This window comes from Actinokineospora iranica, assembly GCF_900101685.1.
GTDB lineage: Bacteria > Actinomycetota > Actinomycetes > Mycobacteriales > Pseudonocardiaceae > Actinokineospora > Actinokineospora iranica.
On sequence record NZ_FMZZ01000007.1, the window covers coordinates 351,019 to 360,745 of the forward strand.

10 protein-coding genes are annotated in these 9,727 nt (G+C 65.4%); 6 read left to right on the top strand and 4 right to left on the bottom strand.

The window, feature by feature from the left end; translation table 11 throughout:
• The first annotated feature begins 28 nt into the window (after positions 1-28).
• The 5 genes from BLS56_RS17045 (at position 29) to BLS56_RS17065 (ending at position 4,401) form a co-directional block, all read left to right on the top strand.
• Entirely contained in the window at positions 29-898 is an 870-nt protein-coding gene (locus BLS56_RS17045) for a S1C family serine protease (RefSeq protein WP_228771705.1), read from the top strand.
• Between the two features lie 243 nt (positions 899-1,141).
• Entirely contained in the window at positions 1,142-2,686 is a 1,545-nt protein-coding gene (locus BLS56_RS17050) for an AMP-binding protein (protein ID WP_091451601.1), read from the top strand.
• An 84-nt stretch (positions 2,687-2,770) separates the two neighbouring features.
• A complete protein-coding gene (locus tag BLS56_RS17055; RefSeq protein WP_091451604.1) occupies positions 2,771-3,040 on the top strand; it encodes an SAV_915 family protein in 270 nt (89 codons plus the stop codon).
• Between the two features lie 3 nt (positions 3,041-3,043).
• Positions 3,044-3,316: a hypothetical protein gene (locus tag BLS56_RS17060; protein WP_091451607.1), complete on the top strand. Its 273-nt coding sequence runs from the start codon at positions 3,044-3,046 to the stop codon at positions 3,314-3,316.
• Between the two features lie 20 nt (positions 3,317-3,336).
• A complete protein-coding gene (locus BLS56_RS17065) occupies positions 3,337-4,401 on the top strand; it encodes a hypothetical protein (protein WP_091451609.1) in 1,065 nt (354 codons plus the stop codon).
• Between the two features lie 300 nt (positions 4,402-4,701).
• On the opposite strand, the gene BLS56_RS17070 is transcribed toward BLS56_RS17065, so the two are convergent.
• From BLS56_RS17070 to BLS56_RS17080, 3 genes are all read right to left on the bottom strand, one after another.
• Complete coding sequence (locus BLS56_RS17070; protein WP_091451612.1) at positions 4,702-5,331, bottom strand: LysE family translocator; 630 nt, start codon at positions 5,329-5,331, stop codon at positions 4,702-4,704.
• A gap of 464 nt (positions 5,332-5,795) precedes the next feature.
• On the bottom strand, positions 5,796-6,308 hold the full coding sequence (locus BLS56_RS17075) for a 2OG-Fe(II) oxygenase (RefSeq protein ID WP_091451615.1): 513 nt from the start codon (positions 6,306-6,308) through the stop codon (positions 5,796-5,798).
• Positions 6,305-7,411: a tetratricopeptide repeat protein gene (locus BLS56_RS17080; RefSeq protein WP_175482881.1), complete on the bottom strand. Its 1,107-nt coding sequence runs from the start codon at positions 7,409-7,411 to the stop codon at positions 6,305-6,307. The genes BLS56_RS17075 and BLS56_RS17080 overlap by 4 nt, the downstream gene beginning before the upstream one ends.
• A gap of 473 nt (positions 7,412-7,884) precedes the next feature.
• Here BLS56_RS17080 and BLS56_RS17085 point away from each other — a divergent pair, with 473 nt between their 5' ends.
• Entirely contained in the window at positions 7,885-9,117 is a 1,233-nt protein-coding gene (locus BLS56_RS17085) for an MFS transporter (RefSeq protein WP_407640528.1), read from the top strand.
• Between the two features lie 287 nt (positions 9,118-9,404).
• Here the strand turns inward: BLS56_RS17085 and BLS56_RS17090 are convergent.
• Positions 9,405-9,727 (bottom strand): transposase (locus BLS56_RS17090; protein ID WP_175482882.1); only part of this gene is annotated, 323 nt, incomplete at its 5' end.

Here is a 9,727-nt window from a genome sequence, read left to right on the forward strand (position 1 = left end):
CGGGCCGGACGGCGGGTACGCCGATGTGGTGGAACGGATCGGCCCCAGCGTGGTTACCGTCCAAGCCGAACAGGGCGTCGGCAGCGGGGTCGTCCTGCGGCCCGACGTCGTGGTCACCAACCAGCACGTCGTCGGCGCCCACCGCGAGGTGACCATCGCCTACGCCGACGGCGCGCGCTCACCCGGCACCGTGTTGGCCACCGACACCGTCACCGACCTCGCCGTGGTGCGCACCGATCGCAAGAACCTCCCGGTGCCCGAGTACCGGACAGACCTGCCCCGGCCCGGTGAGCGCGCGCTGGCCATCGGCAGCCCGCTGGGCCTGCAGAACTCGGTCACCGCCGGGATCATCTCCGGCCTGCACCGCGAGATTCCCGGCTCAGCAGGGCAAACCCCGGCCCTGGTGGACCTCATCCAGACCGACGCGTCGATCTCCCCGGGCAACTCCGGCGGCGCACTGCTCGATGTCCAGGGCCGGGTCGTGGGCATCAACGAGGCCTACATCCCACCCGCGGCCGGAGCCGTCTCCCTCGGCTTCGCCATCCCCGCCGCGACCGTCGTCGACGTCGCCGACCAACTGCTCACCGAGGGCGCTGCGGCCCACCCCTACCTCGGCGTCTCACTCGGTCGGCTCACCCCCGACATCCAGCGGCGACTCGGCGCGCGCACCGACCACGGCGCCCTGGTGCTCGGCGTCGACCAAGACGGACCAGCCGCCCACGCGGGCATCCGCGCAGGCGACGTGCTGGTGGAATTCGCCGGTAAACAGATCCGCGGCGTGGAAGACCTGCTCACCGCCCTCCGGCAAACCGAACCGGAGCAGGAAGTGCCTATCACTCTCATCCGCGGGGACACGCCCCAGCAAATCACCCTCGTGATCGGCTCCCGAACCGGCTAGATCACCCACGAGGTGCGACACCATGGGTGGCATCGGCGTTCGTCGGCCTGCGCGGGCGGCGACCTAGCCCACGGCGGAGTTGAGGTCATCGCCGACCGACGGCCTGGAGCACGTCGTGTCGGCGATCACGAGAACATGAAGGCGACGAGCGCGAGAATGGAGGGCAGCTTGGCGATCAGCCCGCATGAGGTATCGGCGTAGCGTGCCAGGAACCCCTTCACCGCATGGAAGGAACCCACGAGAATGTTCGTCCCGTTCAGTGTCTCCGATTTCATCGACCGGGCCGTGCAGGTGTACGGCGGGCGCACCGGCGTCGTCGACGAGCCGGGACAGCAGGTCGCCTCGCTGGGGGACCTGACGTACGCCGAGGTGGGCGCCCTGGCACGGCGCCAGGCCGCCCACCTCGACGACCTCGGTATCGGGGTCGGCGACCGGGTGGCGGTGGTCAGTCCCAACAGCGCGCGCCTGCTCGGCTCGTTCTTCGGCGTTTCCGGCTACGGCCGGGTGCTGGTGCCGGTGAACTTCCGGCTCCGGCCAGACGAGGTCCGCTACATCGTGGAGCACTCCGGCGCGCGGGTGCTCTACGTCGACCCGGAGCTGGACGAGGCGCTGGCAGGCGTCACCGCGGAGCACCGGTTCGTGCTTGGCCGCGACGATGACCTCTACGCCCCGAAGGGGGCCGAGCCGAGGCCGTGGGAGCCCGACGAGAGCGCCACCGCGACGATCAACTACACCTCCGGCACCACGGCGCGACCCAAGGGCGTGCAGATCACGCACCGCAACATCTGGGTCAACGCGGTCACGTTCGCGCTGCACGCCGGGGTGACCGATCGCGATGTCTACCTGCACACGCTGCCGATGTTCCACGCGAACGGGTGGGGGATGCCCTTCGCCATGACCGGGCTCGGGGTGCCGCAGATCGTGCTCCGCAAGGTCGACGGAACCGAGATCCTGCGCCGCGTCGAGAAGCACGGCGTCACCGTGATGTGCGCGGCGCCCGCTGTCGCGGCCGCGGTGCTCGACGCCGCGCGGTCCTGGGAGGGCGAGATCCCCGGGCGCGACCGGGTGCGGATCATCATGGCGGGGGCGCCGCCCCCGACGAAGACGATCGCCCGGGTCGAGCGGGAGCTCGGCTGGGAGTTCGTGCAGATCTACGGCCTCACCGAGACCTCGCCGCTGCTCACCATCAACCGGACGCGCGCCGAGTGGGACCACCTTTCGGCGGAGGAGCGGGCGACCCGGCTGACCCGCGCGGGCGCACCCGCTCTCGGCGTGCGCCTCAAGGTCGAGCAGGCCGCCGACGGCGCGGGCGAGCTGCTGGCCCGCTCCAACGTGGTGCTCGAGGGCTACTGGGAGCAGCAAGAGGAGAGCGCGAAGGCCCTGGCCGACGGCTGGTTCCACACCGGCGACGGAGCCGTGATCGGCGACGACGGCTATGTGACCATCCAGGACCGCAAGAAGGACGTCATCATCACCGGCGGCGAGAACGTCTCCTCGATCGAGGTCGAGGACGTGCTGTTCTCCCACCCTGCGGTCGCCGAGGTCGCCGTGATCGGGGTCCCCAGCGAGAAATGGGGTGAGACCATCAAGGCCCTGGTGGTGCTCGCCGACGGCCAAGAGGCCACCGAGGCCGAGCTGATCGCCTGGTGCAAGGAGCGAGCGGCAGGCTACAAGGCACCGACCTCGGTCGAGTTCCGCGGCGAACTGGCCCGCACCGCGACCGGCAAGCTGCAGAAGTTCAAGCTGAGGGCGCCGTACTGGGAGGGCTACGACCGCCAGATCAACTGACCAAATGTGGGTCGAACGACCGACAGGCTGGTGACGATGACCTCTCTACTCTGAGTTCAGGGAACTCGATTACGGGGGGATGCCATGGAAACGCTTGTGCCACCGGTCATCTATGTCGCGTGCGAGGTGGCGGATGACCAGTCCTTCACACCGGATCTGCGTCGGACGACGGACGGTGAGGTCACCTTGCTTGCTTACACCGCACTCGACCGACTGATCGCTTGCTGCGGGGAAAACCAGCCGTGGGTGGTGGTTGCCACCGCACGCCTTGAGGATGTCCAGCGGGAAGTCCCGTTCGACGCCATCACATTCGACGTGGAGATTCCCGAAGAGCACCGCAGGACGGCGGTGTGAACCATGTCGAACGGATTCCAGATTGATCTGGACACCCTTGAGCAGGTCGCCGGTGCGCTGAGCAAGGCAAGTGACAACATCGGAACCGCGCCTGCCGCGCCGCAATCAGTGGACGCCGGAAACCTGAACGACGCGTTCACCAGATTAATCGTCAAACTCGTGCGGGATGCCGACCAAATATCGATCGGACTGGCGGCAGCGAGTGCGGAGATAGACAAGACACGTCAGGACTACTTGACCCAGGAAAAGAAAGCTCAAGAAAAGTTCAAGAACTGACATCCACGGGGGTGGGTCGTATGCTTGACACGAAGATCAAGGGGAACCCGGAAAGCCTGTACCAACTTGCCGACTGGTTTAAGAACGTTCTCTCGGAGGAGGTCGACGAGTCGGTGAACCAGGTGTACCGGGCACGGACGAATACCGAAGCCGACTGGACGGGGCCGGCGGGGGACTCGTTCCGCCAACGAATGACAACGGGAGGCAAGAAGGCGGAAGAAGTCGCCGAAGACGCGAAAACCGGCTTTTCGTGGGCGGAACGGCAGGCCGCGAGCCTTGAGACGCACAAGCGCAGGATGGATGCGATCCGCGCGGACGCCGAGAAGGCCGGTCTGACCGTCACCGCCGACGGCATTCTTTCGCCAGTAGCCGCGCCCGCCGAACTTCCCGCGGGCGCTACTCCACAGCAGGAGCCGACGTACGCCGCCGCAGCCAAGGCGCATCAGAACCAGACGGCCGCGTATGCCAAGGCGACGAAAGACATCGAGAAAGTCCGGAACGACTTGAGCTCCTTTGAGATGACCGCCAAGAACGCCATCGATGATCTGGTCAAAAAGTGGCATTTTCAAGCTCTGGCTTTTGCCAATGACACCTACATCGCACACGCTATGAGCAAGCGTGCCGCCAAGTATCGCATGAGGCAAAGCAGCATCATGAGCCAGGCCCGGGGCTTCAGCCGCGCGAACCCGACCGCGAACATCGGAACCCAGGACTACCGGCAACAACGCCAACATATGCGAACACAAAAATCTTTCGGGAAGCTCGCGCAAAAGGCTGGCGGCCAGTCCCTTCGCGCTGCGCGGGTAGTCCCGGGATTAGGAATAGGTATCGCCATCGGCGTGGCCTGGTACGATATCGAACACGGCAAGCCGCCGACCCAGGCCATTTCGTCGGGAGTGGTCAGCACAGTCGCCGGGATGGGTGGCGGAGCCGCCATCGGCGCTGTCGTGGGCGGCGCGTTCGGCAACGTGCCAGGGGCGATCGCGGGTGGTTTGGGCGGCTTGGCCATCGGTGTCGGCACCGGCGCCGTTTACGATACCGTCTGGACCAAATCAGGCATGCAGGACAATGGCTGGGTCAAGTGAACCGACAAGAAACTCAAGTCGATTTTCTGACCACAAGTCGACGTCACAGTGTCCTTCGATTCACGTGAAATCATTGTCACTCGAAGGTGCGAAAACCGGAGCAACCTGCCCGGTTCCGTAGATCGGGTCGGCGCAGGCGGGAAGACCTCGCAGCGCCTATACCGTCAAAATTCACACCACCACGGCGCGGGATATCAAGGACTCCGGCAGTCCGCCGCTACCTAAGGCGGAATTGGGTCTTTATGTCGTACGCGAGCATTTCTGTGTCGGCGACAGCTTGTTGCCGGGGGGGGGGCAACCTTATGCCTGCCTCAGCAGGTTGATCGCTAGTGCGATGAAGATGACTCCGGACGCCTTGGGCATCAGATCGATCCAGCGCTGTCGGCCCTCCAATTGAGAGGTAAGCCAACCGGCGCAGCCCGCGATGGCCAGTAGAACCAGTGTTCCCAGGAAATTGAAGGTGAGCGCGAAGAACAGCACTTGCTTCCATTCCTTGCCCACGGCGGGTTGAATGAATTGCGGCAGAAACGTCAGGTAGAAAAGGATCACCTTGGGATTGAGCAGGTTGGTGACTATCCCACGGCAAAACGCACCCGTCGGTGTCAGTCTCGGCTGGCCTTCTGCGGATGTGGTACGACCGGACTCACGCAGCGCCCGAATACCGAGCCAGGCGAGGTAGGCCGCTCCCGCGTAGGTCAATACCGCCAGCATTTTCGGCGAGGCCGCGACGACCGCTGAGATACCCACCACCGCCAACCCGCCATGTAACACTGAGCCGCTGGCGATTCCCAGCGCAGCGAATCGGCCGCATTTGGGGCCGTTGGCCAGAGACTGCGCCACGACGAACATCATGTCCGCTCCCGGTGTGATATTGACCAGGAAGCTGACCAGGAGGAAGGAGGCCAAAATCGAGATTTCCGGGACGAACATGGCAGTTATCCGATCTTATCCGGTCGGTCTCGGTCACGGTGCGCCGCAGTTAGACCGCGATGTTGATCGTGATGAAAGTGGTCATCGCCAGCACGGCGACGATCGACAGGGATGATTGGCTCAACAAAGCCACCGAGTCGGTGACCTCGCCACACTCGGCGAGCGCGTCTTGGAGAGTGCGAAGACGGCCCAGCGCCGCAGTGGTACGGGACCGGTCGTCCAGGCGGGCCGCCGCACGGGCCTCGATCGCGGCGAGCCGCAGCCGTGATTTCCGGGACGCCGAGTAGCCGTTGCCCTGGTCGATGAAGCCGAGGGCGGAGTGGCGCGGCGCGGGTCGATTCGTTGATCAAGCCGCGGTGCCGCGCGCCCAGGTCTGCAGGGCCGGGCGATTCGCGTGTCCGCGCACGCCCATGCCGCACGCAGTTGGGCGAGGTCGGCACACTGGTTGCCGACGTTCTCGATCACTAGCGAAACGGCACGCCGTCTGCCCACGCCACGATGATCCAGCGCTCGCCGGAGATCGTCACCCGGCCGCGGTGGTAGAGGAATGACGGGAAGACCACCGCGTCTCCTGCGGGTAGCTTGACGATTTCCGAACACCCTGGCCGGGGCCACATGAACTCGGTTCCCCCGCCCTCGTAGCCGGTGTTCAGCGAGATCACCATCGACAGCTTGCGTTCGCGGCCTTCGACCAGTTCGTTGTCGGCGTGCCATGAGTACTCGCCGCCGCGGCGATAACGCAGGATCGAGATCCGTTCGATGGTCGAGTACTCGATGCCGGTGATGTCAGCGGCTCGCTTGAACGCGTCGGCGACGGCGTTCTCGACGGCCTCGTCGAGCAGTTGCCTGCCGTCGACGATCCGGGTCTCGCCAGGGCTCGCGTGTGCGCTCTTGTCCAGAAGCTCTTTGGTGTGCAGCTCGATGAGCGACGCGGGCGAGGAAATCACCTCTGGAATCACGACCCACGGCTTGGTCACTGCTTCACTCCGATCTCGACGGTCGGGTCGATGCTCTGCGACCGCTCAAAACAGGCGCGGGCCAGGTCTGGGTTTCCAAGCTGTTCGTGGATCCAGCCCTGGTAGAAGGTGGCCGCGGCCGCTGGAAGACCCCCGAGCGCCTCCATGTGTGTGTAGGCCGCCAGGGCCTCTTCCAGCTCGCCCAGCTCGACCAACGCTTGGCCCCTTGCGACCCACGCCCGGTGATCGTGCGGGCTGAGCTCCAGCAGCCGATCGGTGGCGGCGAGCGCGCTGTCGAATCGACCGGTCAGCAGGTTCGTCTTCGCCAAGGTCTCGAAGAGCGGGAAGGCGTAGTCGGTCCACGCGAGACCTTCCAGTTCACCGCGCGGCACGGCGTCGGCCTGCGCCTGCAATGCCCGATCGAGCAGCTCGAACGTGCCCGCCTCGTCGTGGCGGAGGAACGGTAGAAAGGCGAGGCCCCGGTAGTAGGACTGCTTCGCCAGGCTCGACGCGCAGTGGTTGACCGGCAGCTCAGCCAGTGCCGACTCCCCGAGCCCGATGGCCTGATGCATCTCGGCGGTCTCGATGCGCAGCTTGCCGTTACGCACGATCACGAACGTCGCCAGGCTCAGCCGGGTATCGGCGTCCAGCGACGGATCGGAGGCGCCGTGCAAAGCCAATTGTTCCAGCGCGAGCGGGTCGTGCGATCGCCAGTAGAGGACAGCGAACTCCTTGATCGCGACCTGTGTGTCGGTGAACCTGTGCGTTGCCGCGTCGACGCCATCCATGCCGAGTAACGCCGACGCCCGTTTCACATACCCCAGGCGCAGCAGCACATCCGCCGCCACCCGGCGCTCGATGGACGACAGCAGGCCCGGATCCGTGGTCAACTCGGTGACCCGCCGCCACACCGGCGACGCCAGATCGGACGGGAACCTTGCGATGTCCGTCCCCATCGCGTCCGCGCGGCCCCGACTTGCCGCGGCGAGCACTCTCAGTATCGGTGCTGGATTGGTGTTCGTCCTCGGCACATCCTTGGCCATGCCGTCTGCGAACAGGCGTGCGCTGATATAGGTGACCACGGCGTGCTTTGGTGAAAGCGATCCCGGATCCGCCAGGCCCACGTAAACAGGACATTGCGTCGGCACGTTCGCCGTCAACAATGCTCGCAGTCGCCGAGTCAAAGGCTCGACGCCTTTTGGTGGAGCGTATGACGGGGTTGTATAACGCATTTGAATTCCCCCACGGCGGCGGTGCGGGGGGTGGAGACGACCTGCGCTCCACCCCCCCCCTTTGCGACGTCAGAGCACGTGCGGCATCTCGCTCAGCGTCTCGTGCGCGAACTCGACCGCCACCTGTTCGATGCTGTCCATTTGTCCACCTCTCGCTCGATTTGCTCGACACCGAGGTGGGTCAACAAGCCTTAGTTCCCCCCCGGCAATTTCAACCTAGACGCGGGTACTGTGTGCGACAAGGTCCGAATGGGTGACGTGTGGAATGGAATTTGTCCGATTTTGTGGTTTCAGTGATGAGGCTGGTAGATGCGGATTTGACCGTTCTTGGGCACCACCTGTTCGGAAGGAGGACAGTGGGAACGATGGGAGCGAAGATGTGGGGGCGACTACAGGCTGTCGCGATAACGGGGGCGACCAGCGAGGGCTTGATGCTCGCGGCGTTGCCGTTGCTCGCGGTCTCGATCACGGTCGATCCCCGTGAGGTGGCGCTGGTGAACGTCGTTGGACAGGCGCCGTGGCTGCTGTGTTCGCTCTTCGCGGGACTTCTGATCGACCGCGTCCGGCGCGAGACCGTGTTGAGATTCGCTTACATCGGGCTGACCTGCGCAGCGCTCATACTCGCGGTAGCCACATCGATCGGCTTGTTGACTTTGCCATTGCTCGTGGTGGTCGCGTTCGCGGTGACGTCGGCGCAGGTCCTCGGCGACGGTGCGAGCGGCGCGCTGGTGCCCGAGATCGTGCCAAAGGACCAACTCCCCGCCGCCAACACTCGGCTCCAGGTCATCGACCGTGGTCTGGTGCAATTCGTGGTGCCGCCCGCAACCGGGGCGCTGATGACGCTCGCCCCCGGTGTGCCCGTCTGGGCGGCCTGTGTGGCGGCGTTGGCGGCGTTCGTGCTGACGCGCGGCATCCGCGCCGCCTCGGATGCGCCGGTGGGCACTTATTCTTTGCGGGACATGGCCGCAGGGGTCAAACACCTGTTGGCCACACCGCTGCTGCGGTCCATCACTATCACGGTCGCGCTCGGCTCCTTCGCGTCTGGCGCGGCCAACACCATGCTCGTGCTTTACGCGACGCAGGAGTTGCACCTCGGCCCGGTCGGCTACGGCGTGCTGCTTGCGTGCATGGCTGTCGGCTGGGTCGCGTCGTCGTTCATCGTCGGGTGGATCGTGGCGCGGCTGGGCTACTCGATGTCGATGCGGATAGCGCAGACGGCGACCGCGGTGGTCCTGCTGCTGATCGCGGGCGCGCCGCCGTGGGCGCCCGCCGTGGGCGCGCTGCTAGCGTTGATGACTGCGGTCACCCTTGTCTGGAACGTCTGCTCGCAGTCGAGCAGGCAGCTCCACACCCCTTCCAGACTGCTCGGCCGGGTCCTGACCAGCCATCGCGCACTCGCCTGGGGCCTGACCCCGCTGGGCGCGCTCGCCGGCGGCTTGGTGGCGGCAGAACTGGGATTGCGGGAAGTCTGGGTGATGAGCTCGGCCTTCCAGGCAGTGGGCGCGGTGATCGTGTGGTGCACGCTGTCGCCTGCCGCGTTCGCGCGAACGGCGATGAGCCTGGACAGCGCGCACACACGTCAGGACGCTGCTGAATAGTCGGTCGTCGCCCATGAATGCGGTTTGACAGACCCGCACGACCAGTCGGCGGTTTATTGCGGCGTTTCCAGCGGAAGCCACGTCGCGCCGGGGCAAGGCGGTCGCCGAGTCGGTGGTGATCCAGAGCCTGCTCGAGTACAACCCGGCCCAGCTGGATGTCCTGCGACGGGTCAACGTCCTCATCGCGGAAACCCCCTAGTGTTTTAGGGTGGAAACGCTTGCTGTGGGGCCGTCAACCGCCACCCGCACCGCCACGCAAACACTTTCAAACACTCGCTAGTGGCTTGTCACGCAACTTTGGTTGGGTAATGGGTCCAGGTTCGGATGGGTGAGTCGGTAGCGAATGCGGTCTTGGGTTGGGTGCGGGCGTTGCGCCAGCGGATGTAGCCCTCGATCGCGGCGTTCTGTTCGCCGTGAGTGCGGTGGTCGGTGCCGTTGAGGGCGAAGTAGCGCAGGGCGGCGAACTCGGCTTCGATCCAGTTCAACCAGGACCCGTAGGTGGGCAGGAACACCAACTCGACGTCGTTGGTAGCGCACCAGGCGCGGACTTTGGGGTGGCGGTGCGGGGAGAAGTTGTCGCAGATGATGTAGAGCTTCTCGCCGGGCCAGC